The organism is Peribacillus frigoritolerans, from assembly GCF_030676415.1.
Lineage (GTDB): Bacteria > Bacillota > Bacilli > Bacillales > DSM-1321 > Peribacillus > Peribacillus frigoritolerans_A.
This window is the reverse complement of sequence record NZ_JAUUTW010000018.1, coordinates 19650-40577: the sequence shown is the minus strand read 5'-3', so window position 1 is coordinate 40577 and position 20928 is coordinate 19650. Positions and strand designations below refer to the sequence as shown.

The window sequence follows — 20928 nt, the reverse complement described above, 5'->3', positions numbered from 1 at the left end:
CCAGTAAAACACGGGTGAATTTCGTACAAGCTATATATTCAGTGTAATTTTAAATACGCCCAAACATTTTACGGATACAATTGCACCCTTCCAGCTGAAAACACATCCGAAACGCCCCTTTGTTTCAATAAAATACTATATGCTCTCGGCATTCATTCCCACAACCCAGTCCGCACAAGCTCTCGTATACGCTTCATAATAGAGCGGCCTGTTTTTTTCCTCGCTCTTCAGATTTTGGAATCCCTCATAAATCGCTTCTGGGGTCAAAGAGGAAATCCATAAACGTTTCATCGGTTTATTGACATTGCATAGATTAACGATGTTGCGTACAATCAATTCTCCTTCACGCCCGGCATCACCTGCATGAATGATTTCATCGACATCCGGTTTCCTAAGCAATGTCTTCACAACATTGAATTGCTTTGCCTTTTGCCGGGTCACTTCATATTGAAATTCCTCAGGAATCATCGGCAACGTTTCCATCGACCGTTTTTTCCATTTTGAATGATAGGTTTCCGGCGAAACGAGTTGACATGAACTGGCCAAATGATGGGATCTGCTTTGTACAAGTTCCTCGTAATAATCCCAGTAATAATGCCATTGGGGATGAGGTTTTAAAAGGAATAACTTTAACGAATTAAAAAAGATGATCGTTTTAGGCTGCCTTCTTCTATTTGAAGTATTTTCAAATAAAGAGATAAATATATAAAGAGGTTCATAACTTTTGAGTCCTTCGGTGAAGATTGGAATTCAGGGCATTGGCAAAACTTGTCTTAATAGGAGGATTAATAGCCAAAATACTTTGGATTAGGGGGAAATCGGAGTATATGCAAAGGGAGTGAATGAATTATTCGTATTATCCGCAATGGCAACAGCGTTTTTATATCACTTTTGGACTGAATGATATCACTATTCACTTTATTTTTTTGAGATAAACTGTTATGAAAGCATTCTTTTCGTTATTTCTATTTGATATTTATGCTAAGAGATTCATCCCCAATATATTATACTTTCAGCTTACTTAAGAGGAGAACCAACAATTTTACCACGTAGCATATTATTTCCTATGAGAGGATTCAATCTTCACTTTGTTTTCTCACAAATGAATACGCTTACATCTAAATCAGGATTAACACTTCTCTCTTTCTCAACAGATCCGTTCATAATTACCTTACTTGGCTAAAGGAATATTCCTATCTAGGATATATAGAAATAACCGACTTCACTTATTAAAAGGTGTAAGAAACCATATTATAATTTCTTGATTAAGGATTGTAACTCATCTTGAAGGTTTCCTTTTGAAAAAGCAGAGTGAAGAATTTCATGAAAAGTATTTAAGGAAATTTGTAGTTTTTCTTCACCTAATGTAGTTAAACGTGTGTAGATACCTCTTCGATCATCTTCACAGATATGCCTTTGTAATGCTCCGCAGCTTTTTGCTTCTAGCCTGCCTACCAGCCTGGATATAGCACTTTGGCTTAACCCTACCATCTCTTGTAATTGTTGTAGCCTCAATTGTTTATCGCTTGTTTTGGATAAAAAATAAAGAACATAAAACTCTTTTAGCGACAGATTATGATTTTTTTGCAAAGCACTTTCCAGCTCATTCGTAATGCTCATTTGAATATTAGTAAGAGATAGCCAATTATCTAAATACTTCTTTTCTTGGTTGTTTTTCATGCACATTCCACCCTGTTCTATCCTTGTATGTTATATTGTTCTCTTCATTTTAGACGAGTTTCTTCTTTTTGTCTAAGATTGAATTATTCCATAAAAAAAACAGTCGAAATGACTGCTCCTTTTTTCATGAATGCAATGTGACTGAACAGGATCCTATTTCATTTCCATCCCAGTTTAGTGAAAGCTTGTCTTGATCTGAAAGAGGACCTACGCCGCTTGGAGTACCGGTGAAAATAATATCTCCTTTCCCAAGCCCGAAATGCTCTGCTGTAAATTCTATAATGGTTTGCAAATCAAAAAGTAAGTCTTTAATATTTCCGACTTGTACACGCTCTCCATTTTTTAAAAGGGAAAAATCTAATTGTTTACATGCTTCGACACCTGGAAACGGAATAAAATCACTAACAACAGCTGAATTTTTGAATCCTTTGGCCAACAGCCAAGGATGCTGTTTTTGTTTTAACTGTGATTGAACATCTCTAAGCGTTAAATCCAACCCAATGGCCATGGTATCTACTATTTCATCTACGTTCATTCCTGATTCGTACTGCTTTGCGATATGTATGACAAGTTCAGTTTCAAAGTGAACCGAACCCTGATTACTCGGCAACGTAATTGACTGACCATTTGCTTCCACAAGCGAATGAGTTGGTTTTGAAAATAAGAAAGGGGAAGTTGGTATTTCATTATTCAACTCTTTTGCATGCAAGGCATAGTTTCGACCTACACAATAGATATTTTTAATGTTATTCATAATTGAACTCACTCTTTTCTTAAAAAATTTAATGATTAGTAAAGATAGTTGTTTTAATAGTCAACCAATCACAATTTTGGATTGAGCCAGGATATAAGGGAAAAATCCCCGGATTTAAATACATTTTATATTTTTCTGACTTTTTATACAACCGATATACCTATTATAAAGAAATCCAAATTGCTTAATATAATTTCATATTCGTATAAGGAAGTTGGTCTGTTTTTTCAAAATGGATAGCGTCCCTATGGTGAAACATGAACCAGATGTGGTGCTTTCCCTTCTTTCTTCTTTATAAAGTATTTAAACTTTGTTTTCATAAAACACATATAACACCGTCCTATTTTTCGGACGGTGTTATGCGTGTTTAAGTTTCTCTATCCGTAATTATTATTTACAAATACAAATCATTCTTATAGTTTTATTGATGCACTATTTATTGATAACAATCGATAATGGAAGAGGGGAAATATTAAAACTTGCTGGTTTACAAAGGCCCCCCCCCTAGCAGACTAAATAAAAAAGCATACTCCTTTATTAGCCGAAAATGCGTCTGATTGGCGAAGTGAGGATTAATCCAAATATCACCATTTCATAAAAATAAGAGCCAACAAGTTGTTGACTCTTTGATTTAAAAAGTAGAAGCTAAATCTTTTGCTCGTGCTATAGCATTCTCTTTAATTTCTTGTGCTTTATCAGGCATTGCTGCATGTCCTTCAACGAATACACCTTCAAAGGAAGGCACTCCGAAGAATTGCATGATGATATTTAGATATCGGTGACCCATTTCCATTTCAGCTGCCGGTCCTTCTGAATAAATACCACCACGAGCTTGAATATGCAAGGCTTTCTTATCGGTCAAAAGACCAACTGGGCCTTGTTCGGTGTATTTAAATGATTTACCTGCAACAGAAACGGAATCAATATATGCTTTCAATACTGGTGGGAATGAAAAATTCCATAAAGGTGTGACAAATATATATTTATCGGCAGCTATAAATTGCTCACATAACTCTGAGAGTCGACTAACTTTTGCTTTCTCTTCCGATGAAAGGTCTTCAAAGCCCTTTCCAGATTGAAGTTTCCCCCAACCACTGAAAACATCTACATCAATTTCAGGAATATTTTCTTTGTAAAGGTCAATATTCACAATTTCATGGCTAGGATTTACTTCTTTATACGTGTCAATAAATGCTTTTCCAACGGCCATACTGTAAGATTGTTTATCATCATGAGGATGAGCTGTGATGTACAATACCTTTGTCATTCTTTATCTTTCCTTTCCTTTTACATATTTGAACATTCTAGTTTGTCTAGGAAATTCAACCTTTATACATTCACTCGGACTAAAATATCTTTAATTGATAGGTATAAATTTAAATCCGTAAAATAGAAATTTGTTTTCGAGGGGCAGTACCAAGCTTTTTTCATATTTCCCAGGCAGATTTAAGGAAGGTATCTTCTTTCAATTTGTGAGAAAGAGTGGAATTTTGGATATGATAAAACAAGACAATCTGGTTCATTTTAGGAGGGCTACGGAAATGACGAATTCAATAAAATTTGATCTGCACACTCACCATCAGCGCTGTGGACATGCTATCGGCACAATTGAGGATTATGTAAAGCAAGCCATTGAATATGGGTTGCAATATATTGGGATATCCGATCATTCCCCATATTTTCACAGCGAGGACGATCATCTCTACCCAACGATTGCAATGGCAAAAAGCGAACTTGTCCCTTATATTGAGGAAGTTCTTCGTTTAAAAGTGAAATATGAAGGTAAAATTCACGTGTTATTAGGAATGGAAAGTGATTTCTTCCCTGATCACATTGAGGTCTACCGTGATCAATATCTTTTACACCCTTTTGACTACATCATTGGATCTGTTCATTATGTTCAAGACATTAGCATTTTTAAACGAGGGCGTTGGAATGGTTTGACCTCTAAAGAACAGGCAAGAATTAAGGATGAATATTATAGATTAATACAGGAATCTGCAAAAAGCGGAGTGTTTCAAATCTTAGGCCATATCGATGCAATGAAAGGTTTTTATCCAGACTTTTCATCCATTGAAACAGACAGTATTGAAAAAACGTTAAAAATCATTAGTCAAGAAGATATTGCCATTGAAATCAATACCTCTGGTAAAACAAAAGATTGTGGTGGATGGTATCCAGCAGATGACATTTTAGAACGAGCTCTTTTCTATAATGTGAAAGTAACATTTGGATCAGATTCACATACACCTGAACGTATTGGAGATGAATTTGAACAAGTTCAAAAAAGACTGAAGGAAATCGGCTTTTCTGAGTGGGCTTACTTTGTTAACAAGCAAAGGATTCTCACTCCACTTTGATCTTCTTAGTCAATAGGATTAGAATTGGTCCGGATAGCCAACTTCCATGCTAACCAGGTCTCGTAGGTCATCACAACCATAACATGTTTCTCTTTACCATAAACATCCATGTCAAGAAGGGTATTACTACATAGTGGTACTCTTTTTTTGTTAAATGGAAACGGTTGATTACGTTTAAGAAAAGGGTAAAAAGGGAAAATGCAACATACCAAATCCAATTAACAGTCATTTTCGTTTTAGCAAGATATTGATTTACTGTTGCAGTTCCCCCTCTTACAGGGCATCCTGTAACAATGTGTATCGGAGGGATGGAATGTTGTTTTTCAATCCTTTTGCTACTAAGAAGGGCGATGCAAAAAAAATTCGTGGACAGGTATCGATAATGATACTACTTGGAATTTGATTACATCCCTCACCTGATCAATGAATCGGTACCAATCTTTTTTATGAACATAAAATAATCATTATGCATTCTGTAATAAAAATTATAGACGATTGCTTACAAGTTCTTACCCGTTCATTTCAACGAATCCCAGTCATCGCCATATTTTTCAGCATAAAATCAACATATTAAGGGAATTAATAACTTATTCTTTAATCTTATTAAAAGGAGTTGATTTGGGTATGATTGATAACCCATTGCATAAAGAGAATGACGAAACAGTTGAAGGTGGTATCAACTCTTCTATAGGGCGATCCGAAGCCCCTCCAATAACTCAGTCAAAAGATCCTGAATTCGATCTTTTTGGCACAGTATTAAATGGGTATCCGTTTTAATTCAAACTTCCTTATTCAAGATACCTTAGAACATTGTGAATGGTATTGGAGGATTAGATATCAAGACCAACCTTATAAAAACCTATAAAATAAAGAAGAGCACATATTAGTCACGTATAATATGTGCTCTCCTTTTATTAAATTCAAAGGTCCTTTTCCGGAATAAAGCTGGTGTGCCTAAATAATAATGAACTTAATTATCTTAGTTATCCTCCATGCATTAATAGACCTAACGCATTTGCTCGCTGAAGCTGGTCTGTTTCAGTTCCCCGAGTTCTCCTCATTTCCCGGCTGTTGTACTTGTACCTTGTCCCCTATTTCAATGGACAACAAATCCTCACCTACTATAACTGTTCCTTCATATGTTTTTTTTGTTCTTTCGAGCAAATTAGCTTTTTCTTCAAGTTAATCCTCCCAATAATACAATATGTGACTACACAGCAAGTTTTGGTTGTATTTGGTTAAAGACTTTACCTGCTTCCTCAGGTGTAGTGTGAAGATCAAGTATATTGGCTATTGATTCTGATTCATTATCAGGTTTTGCAGCTGCAACCTCATGAATAACTACGTCTGCACCATTAGCAAATTGAATTAGATTTTCGTTATAACGGGTGTCACCTGAGATAACTACAGAATGTCCTTTGTAATTAACCCGATAGCCGAAAGCAGGCTCAATTGATTTATGGTCAACCTTGAAGGCTATTACTTCAATTCCTTTTTTGTTATAGATGATACCCTCCTTGATATCATTTGCGACTATACTTGCTCCTTCAACATTTCCATTTCCAGAGTCATCTCTTGCATCCAAATCGGCTTGAAATGCTTTATTCATATGTAACATCATTTTCTCGGTTCCCTTAGGTCCCCAAATCTTAAATGCTCGCTCTCTTTTCCCTCCTGTTGGTAAAGAACCTGTACGCCATACGTCTGGTATGCCGATTGTATGATCCGAATGCAAATGAGTAAGAAATAACTTGTCAACATTGCCTGGTAACATATTTGCTTTATATAATTGCAAGGCAGTTCCACGTCCAGCATCAAAGAGGAGTTTTTCATCATCAACCTCTACAAGTGTAGCTGGACCGGAGCGAGATATACTTAAAATAGGAGAACCTGTTCCTAATAGAGTTACTTTAAAGTCCGTTTGCTGTACAGCTGTTTGGCCAAAAGAAGGAAGAAATAATGATAATGATAGAATTATTGAAACTACCAACAAAAAACAAATAGACGTATTCCTTATTCTTTTCTTCATAACAAAAACCTCCTGTTAGATTATTTGACTTTACTCAAGGGAAATCAAACTGCTTGTTTTGAATATAAAACTTCGTTTTGACAAATGCGTTCGCAAACTAAATATTACAATATTCACAATATTTAGTTAATAATAACCAAACTAAAATCATGCATACTTTTACAACCTTCCATCAAGACAACAGGCCTCAATTCGGGAAAGCAGCTGAAATAATCTTACTGAATATTGGATTTCATATTGGTTCAATTGTCCATACTATATAAAAAATATCTGTTAAAGAAGGAGTTTATATGCCAAACCAAAAAAATGATAACCAAGATCCAGCTCAACTTAAAAGTCAGGTTAGTAAATTAAATAACGACGTAATGGAAGTGGATACAGATGTCAATGAAGATCCTAATCGGGAAAAATTATTAGATGAATCAGTTGATTCTTTTCTAAAATCGAAAGAAGGACAGGAATATTAGAGGAGGAATTGTGGTCGCGATTGTTTTGTTTTAAAACGTTTTTATATTTTTTTCTAATTCAAATGGACCCCTCATGAAGCTTTTGAGCGGTCCATTTTGTATCTTTACCAACGAACGTTTTTCTTCTTGGGGTACCGCCAGCAAACGTTGAATTATGATGTCCTAATGCACTAAAGCTCCCATTATTTGAAAATGACGATATAATGTTAGTGGAATGATTGTATTCGCAAAAGGAGGTTCGTTTCTATGAATATTTTAATTTTGGGTGCAACTGGACGAGTTGGGGGTCAATTAGTTACTTATGGTCTGCAAGACAGACATCATGTTACAGTTTTAGTTCGCACTCCAGAGAAGATTCAAATAAAAAATGCCAATTTAACCATTATTCAAGGTAATGTTTTAAATAAAGATGATATCGTACGTGCCATGCATGGGATTGATGTAGTTATTAGTGCACTGAATACTGATGGGACAAACACTTTATCAGCAAGTATGCCACTAATTATCGAAGCAATGGAATACGAAGGTATACAACGGATTATAACGATTGGAACGGCAGGTATCCTGCAAAGTAGAACAACCCCACAATCACTCCGTTATCAGTCCAGTGAATCAAGGCAGAAGTCTACCCGCGCAGCGAAAGAACATCATGTAGTTTTCGACTTGCTAAAACAATCAACACTTCAATGGACGATTGTCTGCCCAACGTATTTGCCGGATGGAGAAAGAGTTGGTACATATCGTGTAGAAGGTGATTTTTTGCCGCAGGATGGGGTTAAAATATCCGTGCCGGATACAGCAGAATTTGCATTTAGCCAAATAAAAAGCAGTGATTATTTAAAATCACGTGTAGGTATCGCCTACTAAAAATTCCAATTAGCATTACTCCCCTTTGAAAAAGTTGAAGTAAAGAAACCATCACGTCCGCTTAGAAAGCCGGTTCAATTATCTTCGTAAATGAACATGGTCAGGTGAACCATTGCCAAGAATATTTCCGGTTTCTTTTGGGCGAAGATTTCGCCTGTACCTTGTTCATGAACCTTCTATTCCAATGTGCTAAATTCCCCCTCCCAAAATAGCCACATTCTGCCGGTCAGGAGCAAACGCTTCCCCGTTCCATTTCAATACGGTCTGTACAAATCCTAGTGAATCGGCATTATATCTCCCTGCGATCCTCTGATACGATTCGAGCTCATATATGCCATCCCTATTGTAATCAACCGGATATAAACCAGATAAAGGATTGACCCATCCTTCTATCGGCGCCTTCAATACACCATCCTTGTTATAAATTTCAGATAAATATTCCTTATCCTTATAAGTAAGGTCAAGAATGTATCTTTCTTTTAGGTAATAACTGTTCAGCTTTACTTTGTATTGGTTTGCATAATTAACATCGTATTTAAAGGTTTCATTGAATGTATCTGAATTAAAAATGGTCATGAGTTGACCGTTAAGATATGAAAAAACATACGCATAAACGGAACCACCGCTTCCTCCTGTATCAATGACCACTAAAATGTCATCCCCCTTATTACCTGTAAAATCACCAAGAATAAGGGTCGGATTATATCCTGCATTATTTTTCATGGGAACTTGTTCATATTGGTTAGTCCTCCCATTTTGGATAACTAAAGTTAAATTCCTCCAAAAAGGGCTATCAGGGGTTTTGTTTGCGGTAAGAAAAACATTGTCCTTTGTCCCGTCCCCATCAATATCGCCTTGCTTTGAGGTCACTATGACTGTTCTGTTCAAGTTCATTTCTCTTGAAAGAACAGTTTGGAGGTTCAATTGCATGCCCAGCAATTCCTGTTTTGAAGGATAAGGATTTGGAAACGACAAGGCGTTATCAATCGTTTGCAGTGCTTCATTTGTTAATCCGGCCCTACTTTGAGTCTCAGCCAAACAGTACCAATAATAAGGATGATTCGTTTCTTGTATTTTTGTGTAATAGTAATGAATCACTTTTCTGATGTCATACGTATCCAACTTCATCCCACCTGTCTCTTTATGATCCGTATAGAATTATATGCGGGAATTTAGTGAATAGCCTTGAGTGACTATCTATTGCTGGAAACAACAATATTGTCCTTTTCAAATATGGTCCTAATTAAAAATGATTTTTGTTGCATAATACTTTTTATAACGTATTCGCTTGCATTTATTTGTTTAATTTGCTATTATAACTGACGAACGTTCGTTAAATTATGAGGTGATATTATTGAAAAGTAATGAGATTAAGGAAGCCGCTCTAAAATATTTCACGATTCATGGTTATGAAGGGGCGTCGCTTTCTCAAATAGCTGAAGAAGTCGGCATGAAAAAGCAATCCATTTACGCTCATTTTAAAGGCAAGGATGATCTTTTTCTGCAAGTTTTACGTGATGCGAAAGAGACGGAGCTATCTTCGAAACTCCAATATTTCAGTAAAGTTGATTCAAAAAATCCTGAAAAAGATTTATACGGATTCCTAAAATTGACCATCGATCTTTTCCAAAAAAATGAGCATATAAAGTTTTGGCTGCGTATGTCCTTTTTTCCGCCAGCGCATCTTGAAAAAGAAATCGGGCAGGAAGTCTTAGATATCGAGGGAAAAGTGCAGTCGATTCTGGAATGTAAATTCCAGGATTGGATCAATGCTAAATTAATCGTCGAAGATGCAGCCATAACGCCGACGTATGCATTCTTGGGAGTAGTGGATTCCATTTTGCTTGAGCTTGTATACGGCATTGATGAGAAACGGCTGAAGGAAAAATTAGCAGCCTCTTGGAAAGTGTTTTGGAGAGGTATTTCACAAGAATGATTCACAAAGAAAGTGGTGTTACTACATGAATAAACCAATTAAAGATCAAAAGGCGGTATTAATTATTCTTCTAAGCAATATATTCATTGCTTTTCTGGGAATTGGACTCATCATCCCCGTTATGCCGTCATTTATGAATATCATGCATTTATCTGGAAGTACGATGGGTTATCTGGTTGCCGTATTTGCGGTATCACAGCTTGTTATGTCCCCATTCGCAGGTCGTTGGGTTGACCGTTACGGCAGAAAGAAAATCATCATCATCGGCTTATTCCTTTTTGGTGTTTCAGAACTTATCTTCGGTGTAGGGACAAACGTGTCGGTGTTTTATTTATCAAGGATCCTAGGCGGAATCAGTGCTGCCTTTATCATGCCAGGTGTTACTGCATATGTTGCGGATATTACATCCGTTCAGGAAAGGCCAAAAGCAATGGGCTATATTTCAGCCGCCATTAGCTTGGGCTTTATAATAGGACCCGGGATCGGTGGCTTTGTTGCAGAATATGGTATACGCTTGCCCTTCTTCCTTGCGGCGGCCATTGCTTTTTTAGCTTGCCTTTCATCAATATTCATTTTAAAAGAGCCGATGACAAAAGAACAGCTTGCAAAAGTTTCTGCTAATACAAAGCAAACAAACTTTATGGGCGATTTAAAAAAATCACTAAATCCGCTTTACTTCATTGCGTTCATCATTGTCTTTGTACTCGCTTTTGGTTTATCAGCCTATGAAACTGTGTTTAGCCTATTTTCTGATCATAAATTCGGTTTCACGCCGAAGGATATTGCAATTATCATTACAATAAGCTCTATTTTCGGAGTTGTTGTGCAAGTATTTATGTTTGGAAAACTGGTAGATATTCTCGGCGAAAAGAAGCTTATCCAATTTTGTTTAATCGTCGGTGCCATTTTTGCGGTAGCGTCCACTATGATTTCCAGCTTTTTGGCAGTTCTTGCGGTAACCTGCTTCATCTTCCTTGCATTTGACCTGCTTCGACCGGCACTTACGACATTTTTATCAAAAGCTGCCGGGAAAGAACAAGGATTCGTTGCTGGAATGAACTCCACCTATACGAGCTTAGGGAATATCGCCGGGCCATCTATGGGAGGATTGCTATTTGACGTAAACATCCACTACCCTTATCTTTTCGCTGCTGTCATTATCGTCATTGGCCTGGGCATTACAGTCATTTGGAAAGAAAACCGATTGACAGAAAGCTTAGCGAAATAATTAAAGTCCCGGATTGTTATTCCCTGATTTTTCAGAGCACCTTTCCTTTTCGAGCTGGAAAACGCTCAAACTTGAAAATTGATATTCTACTAATAAACCCCTTGTCCATTTTTAACATTCTTCCCCCTTTGATTACTTAGGGGGTTTTTTCATACGATTCTTCATAAATTCACTTAGGAAGCAATCACCTAGTATGATAGCGATGGCCCCCGTACACTAACTGTAAACGTACCGCTAGTCACTTGGATTATTATATTGGGAAGATTTGAAAAATAACTTAACGATTGGATTTGCCTTTGAAGGAACGTAAAAATGCTTTTTAACCATTTAAAAAGAGTAAAAGGCACATCGATATTAGATGTCCCTTTTACTCTTTTTTTGCCTGAAGAATCATGGCGGATTCTACTGTTTTATTTACTGGCCTAGCTGCATGGATACATACTTCACTTCTAAATATTCATCCATGCCATAGTGTCCCCCTTCCCTGCCTAACCCACTTTCTTTCATGCCTCCAAATGGTGCTTGGGCAGTGGATGGGGCACTGTCATTAATACCGACAATCCCATATTCAAGAGCATCCGAATAGGCAACTGCCTTATTTAATGACTCGGTATACACATAAGCTGCCAAGCCAAAATTCGTGTTATTGGCTCGCTTTATCGCTTCTTGATCGGTTTTGAATGTACTGACTGGCGCAATCGGCCCAAACGTTTCTTCCTGCATGCACAGCATATCATCCGTTACATTGGAAAGTATGGCTGGTGCGATAAAATGGCCTTGTTTTTCATCGACTTTAGAGGTTTTATGGATGATAGCCCCTTTACTTGTTGCATCCTCTAATTGAAGCTGAACTTTTTTAACTGCAGCTCCATCTATCAATGGACCAAGATCGGTTCCTTCCATTCCATTTCCAACCTTCAAAGTTAAAACGGCTTCTTCAAAAGCTTGTAAAAACGGCTGTTCGATTGTCTCATGGACGAATATTCGATTCGCACAAATGCATGTTTGTCCAGCATTCCTGAATTTCGATTGAATCAAACCATTTACAGCTTCTTCGATATTCGCATCCTCAGCAATGATGAACGGAGCCAATCCACCGAGTTCAAGCGAGACTTTTTTTACTGTTTCTGCGGCTTTTTTCATTAGATGTTTCCCTACAGGAGTGGAGCCGGTAAATGTGATCTTTTTAACACGTGAATCATTCATCCACACGTCTGATACATCTCCCGGTTTCTGTGTAGTTACAATATTTATCACACCTGCCGGAATGCCTGCTTCATGGGCACTTTCAACTAATAGCAAAGCGGTCAAAGGCGTTTGTTCCGCGGGTTTGATGATCACGGTACATCCTGCGGCAAGGGCTGGCGCCACTTTCCTCGTAATCATGGCAGCAGGAAAATTCCATGGGGTAATGGCAGCAACGACACCGACTGCCTGCTTTTGCACTAAAATACGCTTTGATGCAACGGAGGCTGGTATGATTTCCCCGTAGTTGCGCTTTGCTTCTTCAGCGTACCATTTCACGAAACTTGAGGCATATTTCATTTCACCTTTTGCCTCTGCCAATGGCTTTCCTTGTTCCAGTGTCATGATCGTTGCAATTTCATCCAGCCTGTTCTCAATGATCGTGTACCACTTCTCAAGTAATTCCGCCCTATGGTATGCACTTGTTTTCGACCAAGTCAGAAAAGCAGCCTGAGCTGCATCCACTGCAGCCTTTGCCTCTTTTTCGTTAGCGTCCGGAACATAGCCCACAGGCTCCAATGTTGCTGGATTTTCCACTACAAAATGATATTCTGTATGAATAGATTCACCGTTTATATAAATTGGCCATTTTCCCACTACTTTTTTCATCCTGCTTTAATCTCCTCTTCTTCTTCTTCTTCATGATCTGTAAATGTCTTATCATTCTCTCCTTTGAAAAAGTCCTTGCCATATAGAAGGGCACATAATAGAATTCCTGCTGCGAATGCCATTCCAGCACCTTTTATAACAAGGATCGCAGCGACGACCCCTGCAATTCCCAGATCTCGTTGGCTCTTCGCCTGCATCACACCGACGCGTACGCTAACATATCCTTGAACCAAAAGCGTCAAGGCCAAAGCCACACCCAGAATTGGTTCCACCAAGCTGACTACCGGCAATAAGAATAACCCTGTATTCGTACCCCAACGGAACGAGCCAGCACCGCCGAAGAAAGAATTCATGGCTTTCTTGCCATTCTTGAACCGTTCCACAACCACGACCTGCATGGCTGCCCACAACGGACCGCACATTGTTATATCAGGTCCGATAAAACTCATGATCACATTTCGGCCGCCAAAAATTAAATGAGCTCTGTTTGGGTTATAGTCCACTTTTTCATCTTCCCTGATCTCATCGGATTCAGAAAGCAGCGCTTTTGTTTTGAGCACATCCCCGAATACGACTAAATAAGTAGCAAAAACAGCTGGAATCGCACTTAAAAAGAAGGTCAAGGCAGGAAAACCTAAACCGAAAACAGTATAGTCTGACCAAAGCGTAGCAAAATCCGGACTGCTGAACCCCCATTGAATATCAGGCCATTTTGCTTCTCCAAAAATTGGGGCTACAAAGACCGCAAGCAAGATTGCTGGCAATATCCCTAAATTGCCTATGAATACCCAAACTTTATTTCGCATTTTTAATTTTCCAAAACTTTTCGAAAAAAGTAAGTAAAAGGCAAAGCCGATACAAATGCTTATTGTATAAGGAAATAAATCAAACTTTCCACCCACTTCGAAAATGGAAACGACAGCACCGATACCCGCTCCTAAAATAATGCCTGATTTGATTGCATTCGGCACTAATCTAACGACCTTACTCGCAAGTCCGGTCATTCCAAGCAATATCGATAAAATACCTAATGTTAATTGAAATGCAACGAGTGCATAGACCCGATCAGGTCCTTCCGGAAATTGCCCGACGAACAAAACAAGCAATGGAACCGCAGGGGTAATCCAACCTGGTATAACCGGGTCCCCGAGTAAATGATGCGCTAAATATAATAATCCATTCAAGACAACAACGGCTAGTGCTACATCAAAAGGCATACCCAGATGGTCTGCAAGCAGTGTAATCGCTCCAAGGTCAACTGCACACATCAATAAACCTTGAACATAGTCAGGCCACTCAAAACGATAATGGACAAATGGCAGTCTAATTTTAAAAGGTCCCGCAGGTATATACGATGTCTCTTCTCCGTAGCGACGGTTTTTCCATTTCATATTGTTTCCTCCACTTAAAAGCCATAGGCTGAACGGTATATTTTTTCGATATCCCGAACGCTTAATGCACGGGGATTATTCCGAAGTAAACGGACTTGTTTGATGGCCTCGGCAGCCATTTCACTTAAAGCCGATTCAGGAATATCAAATTCACTAAGTGACTCTGGTATATCAACATAACGGCATATTCTGGTCATCGCTTCAATAGCTTTATCCGCTGCCTCATCATCATTTAAATGATTGACTTTCTCTCCAAGTGCTTCAGCAATGTCGCGGAACCTTTCCAAACAAGCAATTTTATTCCACTTCATGACAAATGGCAGTAATAATGAATTGCTGACTCCATGTGATAAATGGTAGCGGCCTCCAAGCGGATAAGCTAAGGCATGGACTGCTCCAACACCGGCATTTCCAAAAGCTAACCCTGCCATTAGGCTTCCCGTGATCATCGCTTCCCGTGCTTCCAGATTATCTGGCGCAGCATAAGCCTTTGGTAGATTTACAGCGATTAACTTCATGGCCCCAATTGCCAAAGCATCCGTAACGGGCGAAGCGAATTTGGAAATATAAGCCTCGACCGCATGAACAAGTGCATCCACTCCACTCGCAGCAGTCACACTTGGCGGGCAAGTCAGCGTCATGATGGGCGATACAATCGCTACATCCGGTAAAAGATACGGACTTACAATTCCCTTCTTAACCTGTTCTTTCTTGTCCGATAAAATCGAAATATTCGTCACTTCTGACCCGGTTCCTGCCGTCGTCGGTATGGCTATTAAAGGTAGACCTGGGACTTCAATCAAGTTCGTACCGAAATATGTCTCGATGCTACCTGAATTCGTAGCCATGACGGAAGAGGCTTTCGCAATATCCATCGCACTTCCACCGCCTACCGCAATCAGTCCATCATGTTTTCCATCCTTGGTTGACCGAACACATTGCTCAACAATTTCAATTTCCGGTTCTGGATTCACATCCGAAAAAATACCGTATGCTGAAGAAAGTAAATCCTCAACCTTTTGTACAACCCCAGCACCCACTAAAACTTTATCTGTAACGATCAACGGATTCTTCATCCCTAATCGCGTAACCTCATCAGTCAGCTGCTGTAAAGAATCTGATCCTGTCACCAATTTGTTAGCCATAGAAAAAACAGAAATATTCATGGTTATCTCCCCTTTCATGCATTTACTAATGCAGGAATCATGCCAAAGTGTGAAAACGCTTAATTCATAAGGGGGATAACCTTTTTTTCATGGGTAACAGTATAAATAATGAGTAGAAATCAAATCAAAAAAACTAATTCGATTCGTTTTCTAATCGCATGTGAAATTTTTTCATTTTTTGCACCAAAGCGCTTTGACTGATATCCAAAGAGATGGCAGCGGCCCTTGTAGTCCCATACTTCTTCATCGCATTCAGGATCAGGGAACGCTCCAGCTCTGAAACGGCTTCCTTCAAAGAATGTGTTGTCGTTTTTTTTGCTAAGACCGGCTGGATGAAAGATGGTAAATTAGGCAAATCAATCGTATCATCATAAGTCGTGACGACCAGCCGCTCTGCAAGACTCGCAAGCTCACGTATATTACCAGGCCACGAATAGTTCGTCAGCCATTCATAACATTCCGGTGTCATCTTTTTCTTTTCATTATATTTTTCATTGAATTTTTTCAAATACATTTCTAAAAGTGGAATCGTTTCTTCCTTTCGCTGGCGTAAAGGCGGGACTTCAAAGGATACGATATTAAGCCGGTAATATAGATCTTCGCGGAAAGATCCTTCTTGAACGAGGGAGGCCAGATCGCGATGAGTGGCTGTAATTAACCTGACATCCACTTCTTTCATTTCGGTAGAACCGACTCTCATAAACTTGTTTTCTTCTACCACTTTCAAAAGTTTCACCTGTAACTCTAAAGGTAAATCCCCTATTTCGTCCAAAAATAACGTACCACCATTCACTTTCTCGAAAATCCCCATTTTCCCATTCTTAAGGGATCCGGTAAATGCCCCTGGTTCATATCCAAAAAGTTCAGATTCCACCAAGTTTGCTGGAATGGCTCCGCAATTTAATTCAAGGAAAATTTTTTCCTTCCGGGAGCTTTTGGCATGTATGTACTTGGCGATTAAACTCTTCCCCACTCCAGTTTCTCCCTGCAACAAGATCTTCGCATCCGTTTTAGCTACTTTATCAGCCAGTTTAAATAAAGGAGTTGTAGAAGGACCAATGATTATTTCCTGTAAATTCACCTGTTCCGAGCCAGGCAATAATTGAGAAATAGGTTGGAATGATAACTTTTGGCTGTCGATCGTGTATTTCATCCGGATTAATTCAGTAATATCCCTAACACTATTTATGACAAATATGACTTCATTCTGCGGCGATAGAATAGGTGTGGCCGATACGATAATCTTTCTTCCATTTCGAATTCTTTGTGTCAAAGTAACTTGATTCTTCGTTCGAATGGAGTCCAATGAAGCAGAAACGGATATCATACCCTGCTCAATTAAATAACTCATCGGTTTTCCGATGATTTCCTCTTCTCTTATTCCAGTAATACGCTGATAAGCTTGATTGATAAATAATGTCGTTCCATCACCATCCGTGATATACACGCCATCATACAGGGCATTAAATACAACCCTGCATAAATCACTCTCAAAGAATGCTTGAAAGTGTTCATATGGTATTGAATAATTCCGTAAATTTTGCAGCGGTGCATTCACAGTAATGAAATGGGAAATAGGCTTCGTTAAATCACTCTGCTGCACTGCCGCAGATAACGCTTCTATTGTTAAAAATCCGATGAAATCTTCTGAATCATCCAATACTTCCACTTCAGTGCTTCCTATTGGGAAACATGAAATCGCTTCCTCCACTGTCATATCCGAATAAAACTTAGTCATCAATATTCACTCCTAACCTGCTCCCTGACTGGTCTTTTAACATTTGATAGAACGCGTTCTCCTTGATTGGAGTACTTTTTGATAGTCAAGGCACTTCCTCTCTATTTGTGAGCATTATGTAATGTCTTTTCCTTTTTAATGATACTATGTACGACAATCAACGACACCAAGAATAAATGCTACACCGGTAAAAACGATTCAATCTCAATATCCTATTTCTGAATAAAACGATAAATAGCATTGGTATGTTACTTTTATCATATCAATGGTGTTTTTTATGCTCAAATCCATTTTCACTCATCACAGGGAAAAATTGTCCTTTTGTTGCATAATAAAAACGCCTGCGAAATGGCTAATTCCTTGAGATTGTTTCATTCACAGTTATTTTAAGCTTAAGAACAATTTGTTAAGTGCTTTAAAAAGTTTCTCGGCAGTTTGAAAAAACCTAATCCGTATTTGGATTAGGTTTCAGACTGTAGACAAACTCGATGAAAATCGAGTTTGTCTATTTTTTTTATGGCTTGTACAATTTGGACGTTGATTTCCACTCCAGGCACTCGCTTTCCGCGGGCGGTCGGGGAGCCTCCTCGGCTTTCGCCTGCGGGGTCTCCCCTAGACGCGCTTTTCCCGCAGGAGTCTCGTACCTTCCGTTCCAATCAACTTTGTCTTACCTTTTAGATAGAACACTTTTGCCTGGAGTCATTTTTGTTTTAAAATAGAAGGATTAAAACTTGAGGTGATGAGTATGCTTTTTAAACATGATTCTATTCAGCGAGATCAACTTGAAATGATTACTTTAGCCAGCGAACCTGCCATTGATAAACCTTGGACAAAATTTCAAAGAAAATTTCAAAGAAAATTTCAAAAGGGTGCGGAATTTTTTACTTCCGCACCCCTTTGGTTTAATTATGGTAAGTTGTTTGTCTCCTCTTTAATCATATGATTATTTTGGAAACCAGCCGACCGGTTTTACATCGAGATTAATGTTGATTTGTTTAATTTCCTGGTATTCATCCAAGCCGTATTTTCCTAAACTGCGTCCAATCCCGCTCTGTTTGTAACCGCCCCATGGCGCTTCGACATATGTTGGATGATAATCATTTACCCATGTGATGCCTGCCCGTACCTTCTTGATCACTCGCAATCCTTTTGCCCCATCGTTAGTGAAGACGCCGCCTGCAAGGCCGTAGTCTGTATCATTTGCAAGTTTAATAGCTTCTTCTTCATCTTTAAACTTTTGAATGACAACGACCGGACCGAAAATTTCCTCTTGTACGATGCGCATGTCAGATGTTACATCGGTGAAGACAGTCGGTGCAATGAAGTATCCTTTGTCAAGGCCTTCATCAACAAGACGGTAACCCCCTGCTGCAAGTGTCGCCCCTTCCTGTTTCCCGATTTCAATATAGTTCAAAATGCTATTCATTTGCGCTTCGCTGACAATTGCCCCCATGTTGCTGTCTTCTGCAAGGCCAGGTCCAACTTTGATTTTATTTGCGCGTTCCACATAGCGTTTTACATATTCATCATAAATACTTTCTTCAACTAGAATGCGGCTGCCTGATGAACATACTTGGCCGGCACCGAAGAAGATGCCAAATAATCCGTAATCAACGGCTGTCTCTAAATCTGCATCTGCAAAAACGATGTTAGGTGATTTACCGCCAAGCTCAAGGGAGATTTTCTTTAAGTTGCCCGCGGCCGCTTTCATAATAGTGCGGCCAACATCCGTACTTCCCGTAAATGAAACAATGTCAACATCCTTGCTTTCTGCAATGGTTTGACCGACAACAGTGCCGCGGCCCATCACCATATTAGCCACACCTTTAGGGATGCCCACTTCCTCTAGGATTTCAAATAATTTCATTGCTGTTACAGGTGTCACTTCAGCCGGTTTATATACAATGGTGTTACCTGCTGCAAGGGCCGGTGCAATTTTCCAGACACTCATTAGAAGAGGGAAATTCCAAGGTACAATCAAACCGGCTACACCTACTGGCTCACGAACAACCATAGCTTGTACGGGAGCGGGAACTTGATAAGTTTCCCCTTCTGGATGAAGGATCAAACCAGCGTAGTAACGGAAACACCCGGCGGCATCGGCAATATCGAAACCCGCCTCTGCTTTAAGTTTCCCGTTGTCCATTGTTTCAAGAATCGTTAACTCTTCCGCACGTTCATCAATTTTATCAGCGATTTTATAGAGGTAGGAAGCACGCTCCTGTGCTGTCAGGCCTGACCAGATCCCACTATCAAAAGCTGCTTTTGCAACTGAGATTGCCCTTTCTGTATCTTCCTTGGTGGCACGCGGAGCCCTTGCAATGACTTCCTGTGTTGCAGGATTGATTACCGGTATTACTTCATTTGAAGATGAGGTCTGCCACTTACCGTCGATGTAATTTTTAAGCTCTAAAACTGCCGTTTCTAAAATTGTCATGTTTTTATGCCTCCGGTTTTCATTATTTTTTAAATTTAACCTGTACGGAATCGTTAAAGTTTTAAGACAAGTCTGTCGTCCTTCGCACGTGAACAGCAAGTCAGGATTGACTTGCGTTTTTGACGGTTTTCTTCGCTAAGGAAGTTATCCCGGTGATCCACTTCACCTTCTGCTACATCTATCTCACAACTTCCGCACCCGCCGACTTTACAAGAATAAGGCGCATCAATTCCTTCCCTTAAAAGCGCATCAAGCAGTGTTTCACCCTCATAAACGTGGATGGACCGATCGCTGTCTGATAGGTCAACAATGAAAGGGTCTTGCGGCCCATCATGTTTAGTCGCAAATAATTCGAAGTGAATCGCATGTTCCGGATAACCATAGGAACTGGCAGCTTTTCGATACTCTTGTACCATCTCGAGAGGTCCGCAAAAATATACATGCGTACCAATGCGATGATCCATCATCGTTTCAGGCATCATTCTGCGTTTGTCTTCTGCCTGCGAAAAATAAAAGGTGCATTGATCAGGATATTTGGCTTTCAACAAATCATAAAAAGCACATAATTCCGGAGTGCGTGCTGCATAATGGAGTTCGAAGGTTTGTCCTTCGGCAGCCATGTCTTCCATCATTGCCAGAAATGGAGTGATGCCGATTCCAGATGCATAAAAAGCATGATGCTTAGCTCGAAAGCTGAGAGGGAAGTTGTTTTTAGGGAAACTGACTTCCAACCTGGAATCTATCTTTACATGATCATGCCAGAAAGCGGAACCTCCGCGTGACGCCTCATCACGCCGAATGGAAATTGCATACTTTTTACGGTCTCTTGGGTTGTTGATAAGGGAGTATTCTCTCTCGATTATCGTATCCCCGGCCGGCATGAAAGTGGTCAAATGCGAACCGCCTGTAAAAGCAGGCAATGGTTTTCCATCCACTGGAATCAACTCGAACTGTTTCACGAATGGAGTTTCTTGAATGATCTTGTTTACTTTCATTTGAATATTTCCTACTACCCGCATGA

At 39.3% G+C, this 20928-nt stretch carries 18 protein-coding genes and 1 pseudogene; 7 read left to right on the top strand and 12 right to left on the bottom strand.

Annotation, left to right across the window (positions count from 1 at the left end):
- Positions 1-80: 80 nt before the first annotated feature.
- The 4 genes and pseudogenes from Q8G36_RS17220 to Q8G36_RS17205 all read right to left on the bottom strand — a co-directional run.
- Positions 81-531, bottom strand: a pseudogene (locus Q8G36_RS17220) (toprim domain-containing protein); the annotation flags it as partial.
- Between the two features lie 720 nt (positions 532-1251).
- Positions 1252-1680: a MarR family winged helix-turn-helix transcriptional regulator gene (locus Q8G36_RS17215; protein ID WP_305161125.1), complete on the bottom strand. Its 429-nt coding sequence runs from the start codon at positions 1678-1680 to the stop codon at positions 1252-1254.
- A 124-nt stretch (positions 1681-1804) separates the two neighbouring features.
- Positions 1805-2434: a fumarylacetoacetate hydrolase family protein gene (locus Q8G36_RS17210; protein ID WP_305161124.1), complete on the bottom strand. Its 630-nt coding sequence runs from the start codon at positions 2432-2434 to the stop codon at positions 1805-1807.
- 631 nt (positions 2435-3065) lie between these two features.
- The gene (locus Q8G36_RS17205) at positions 3066-3701 is read right to left on the bottom strand and encodes an FMN-dependent NADH-azoreductase (RefSeq protein ID WP_305161123.1); all 636 of its coding nucleotides are present in this window, start codon (positions 3699-3701) and stop codon (positions 3066-3068) included.
- Positions 3702-3975: 274 nt separating this feature from the next.
- On the opposite strand from Q8G36_RS17205, the gene Q8G36_RS17200 reads away from it, so the two are divergent.
- Both Q8G36_RS17200 and Q8G36_RS17195 read left to right on the top strand, forming a co-directional pair.
- Complete coding sequence (locus Q8G36_RS17200; RefSeq protein WP_305161122.1) at positions 3976-4794, top strand: histidinol-phosphatase; 819 nt, start codon at positions 3976-3978, stop codon at positions 4792-4794.
- Between the two features lie 624 nt (positions 4795-5418).
- The gene (locus tag Q8G36_RS17195; protein ID WP_305161121.1) at positions 5419-5571 is read left to right on the top strand and encodes a hypothetical protein; all 153 of its coding nucleotides are present in this window, start codon (positions 5419-5421) and stop codon (positions 5569-5571) included.
- 433 nt (positions 5572-6004) lie between these two features.
- Here Q8G36_RS17195 and Q8G36_RS17190 read toward each other — a convergent pair whose 3' ends face one another.
- Positions 6005-6823, bottom strand: a complete 819-nt coding sequence (locus Q8G36_RS17190) for an MBL fold metallo-hydrolase (RefSeq protein WP_305161120.1) — start codon at positions 6821-6823, stop codon at positions 6005-6007.
- A 290-nt stretch (positions 6824-7113) separates the two neighbouring features.
- Here Q8G36_RS17190 and Q8G36_RS17185 point away from each other — a divergent pair, with 290 nt between their 5' ends.
- Together Q8G36_RS17185 and Q8G36_RS17180 are read left to right on the top strand one after the other, a co-directional pair.
- A complete protein-coding gene (locus Q8G36_RS17185) occupies positions 7114-7290 on the top strand; it encodes a hypothetical protein (protein WP_305161119.1) in 177 nt (58 codons plus the stop codon).
- A gap of 246 nt (positions 7291-7536) precedes the next feature.
- Positions 7537-8157, top strand: a complete 621-nt coding sequence (locus Q8G36_RS17180; RefSeq protein ID WP_305161118.1) for an NAD(P)-dependent oxidoreductase — start codon at positions 7537-7539, stop codon at positions 8155-8157.
- A gap of 189 nt (positions 8158-8346) precedes the next feature.
- On the opposite strand, the gene Q8G36_RS17175 is transcribed toward Q8G36_RS17180, so the two are convergent.
- Positions 8347-9087 (bottom strand): VCBS repeat-containing protein, encoded by a 741-nt coding sequence (locus tag Q8G36_RS17175; protein ID WP_305161180.1) that lies wholly within the window; start codon positions 9085-9087, stop codon positions 8347-8349.
- 424 nt (positions 9088-9511) lie between these two features.
- Here Q8G36_RS17175 and Q8G36_RS17170 point away from each other — a divergent pair, with 424 nt between their 5' ends.
- A complete protein-coding gene (locus tag Q8G36_RS17170) occupies positions 9512-10093 on the top strand; it encodes a TetR/AcrR family transcriptional regulator (RefSeq protein WP_305161117.1) in 582 nt (193 codons plus the stop codon).
- Positions 10094-10118: 25 nt separating this feature from the next.
- Entirely contained in the window at positions 10119-11321 is a 1203-nt protein-coding gene (locus tag Q8G36_RS17165; protein ID WP_305161116.1) for an MFS transporter, read from the top strand.
- Between the two features lie 414 nt (positions 11322-11735).
- Here the strand turns inward: Q8G36_RS17165 and Q8G36_RS17160 are convergent, their stop codons facing one another.
- The 4 genes from Q8G36_RS17160 to Q8G36_RS17145 form a co-directional block, all read right to left on the bottom strand.
- A complete protein-coding gene (locus Q8G36_RS17160) occupies positions 11736-13175 on the bottom strand; it encodes an NAD-dependent succinate-semialdehyde dehydrogenase (RefSeq protein WP_305161115.1) in 1440 nt (479 codons plus the stop codon).
- On the bottom strand, positions 13172-14566 hold the full coding sequence (locus tag Q8G36_RS17155; protein ID WP_305161114.1) for a solute carrier family 23 protein: 1395 nt from the start codon (positions 14564-14566) through the stop codon (positions 13172-13174). The genes Q8G36_RS17160 and Q8G36_RS17155 overlap by 4 nt, the downstream gene beginning before the upstream one ends.
- Positions 14567-14580: 14 nt before the next feature.
- The gene (locus Q8G36_RS17150) at positions 14581-15732 is read right to left on the bottom strand and encodes an iron-containing alcohol dehydrogenase (protein WP_305161113.1); all 1152 of its coding nucleotides are present in this window, start codon (positions 15730-15732) and stop codon (positions 14581-14583) included.
- Positions 15733-15865: 133 nt separating this feature from the next.
- Positions 15866-17470, bottom strand: a complete 1605-nt coding sequence (locus Q8G36_RS17145) for a sigma-54 interaction domain-containing protein (RefSeq protein WP_305161112.1) — start codon at positions 17468-17470, stop codon at positions 15866-15868.
- A gap of 745 nt (positions 17471-18215) precedes the next feature.
- On the opposite strand from Q8G36_RS17145, the gene Q8G36_RS17140 reads away from it, so the two are divergent.
- Positions 18216-18413: a hypothetical protein gene (locus tag Q8G36_RS17140; RefSeq protein ID WP_305161111.1), complete on the top strand. Its 198-nt coding sequence runs from the start codon at positions 18216-18218 to the stop codon at positions 18411-18413.
- Here Q8G36_RS17140 and Q8G36_RS17135 read toward each other — a convergent pair whose 3' ends face one another.
- Both Q8G36_RS17135 and Q8G36_RS17130 read right to left on the bottom strand, forming a co-directional pair.
- The gene (locus Q8G36_RS17135; RefSeq protein WP_305161110.1) at positions 18414-19907 is read right to left on the bottom strand and encodes an aldehyde dehydrogenase family protein; all 1494 of its coding nucleotides are present in this window, start codon (positions 19905-19907) and stop codon (positions 18414-18416) included.
- Between the two features lie 53 nt (positions 19908-19960).
- A complete protein-coding gene (locus Q8G36_RS17130) occupies positions 19961-20926 on the bottom strand; it encodes a PDR/VanB family oxidoreductase (RefSeq protein WP_305161109.1) in 966 nt (321 codons plus the stop codon).
- Between the last annotated feature and the right edge of the window lie 2 nt (positions 20927-20928).